Source organism: Mesorhizobium sp. DxT (assembly GCF_058448885.1).
Map to the genome: position 1 here is coordinate 1 of NZ_JBZFLJ010000030.1, position 1,120 is coordinate 1,120.

The 1,120-nt window shown below is 60.1% G+C and carries 1 protein-coding gene; it reads left to right on the forward strand.

Features of this window, described 5'->3' with window-relative positions:
* Positions 1–68 precede the first annotated feature (68 nt).
* Positions 69–1,070: an IS30 family transposase gene (locus ACVJNE_RS24235; protein WP_499569282.1), complete on the forward strand. Its 1,002-nt coding sequence runs from the start codon at positions 69–71 to the stop codon at positions 1,068–1,070.
* Positions 1,071–1,120: the final 50 nt, after the last annotated feature.

Sequence of the window (1,120 nt, forward strand, 5' to 3'; positions counted from 1 at the left end):
GGTGGGTTCTAATTCGAAGTGCGACTTTGTAGCGATACCAATGGCTTATCGCATGCAAGGAACCACCCATGAAACGCACGTACTCCCAAATCGATCTGGGTGAGCGCAGGAAGATCGAGCGCTGGCGCCAAGCCGGCGTCACCGTCGACGTGATTGCCGAGAAGCTCGGGCGCCATCGCTCGACGATCTTTCGCGAGATCGCACGAAACAGGTTCGAGGATAGCGAGATGCCGGATGTGGCCGGCTATTTCTGCGTCGCCGCAAACAGCAAGGCCAAGGATCGTCGCAGCCGCCACCGCAAGCTCGTTCGCCATCCGCACCTGCGCGCATCGATCATCGACCGGATCAAGCATGGCTGGTCGCCGGAACAGATTGCCGGACGACTGGCTTATGAACGCCGCAGCGTGCGCGTCTGCCACGAGACCATCTACCGCTTTGCCTATTCGCACGATGGTCAGCAGATGAAGCTGTGGCGCTACCTGCCGGAAAGTCGCGCCCGGCGCCGGCCGCGACATGCCAGGCGCCGCCATGGCTGTAGGTTCAGCCCTGAACTGAGCATCCTGCACCGTCCGGACGTGGTTCGGGACCGCAAGCAGCTCGGCCATTGGGAGTGCGATCTGATCCAGTTCCGCAAGAAGTTCGGCAAGGCCAACATCACGTCATTGGTCGAACGGGTCAGCCGCTTCACGGTGTTCCTGCGCAACAACGACCGTCAGTCACGGTCAATCATGGATGGCTTGATCGATGTTCTCAGCCCCCTTCCCCATGTGGCGCGGCGCTCCATCACCTTCGACCGCGGCACCGAGTTCACAGACTGGTCCTATCTCCAGGCTGGGCTCGGCGTGCAGACCTGGTTCTGCGACCCACAATCGCCCTGGCAGAAAGGCACGGTGGAGAATACCAACCGACGCGCTCGCAGATGGCTTTCGAGAGACACTGATCCCTTGTCGGTCAATGACCGCGCTCTTCACCAGCTATGCGTTCATCTCAACGCGACGCCGCGCAAATGCCTCGGCTTCAAAACGCCTGATGAAGTGTTCCGTCAGAAGCTGATGGCCGCAGATCGATGAAGCGACTACATTGCTTGCGCTCGCAAGTCGCACTTCAGCGAAAACTCACA

Bases quoted from the DNA above. Each gene is read 5' to 3' on its own strand.
- ACVJNE_RS24235 (WP_499569282.1), top strand. From the start codon at position 69: ATGAAACGCACGTACTCCCAAATCGATCTGGGTGAGCGCAGGAAGATC.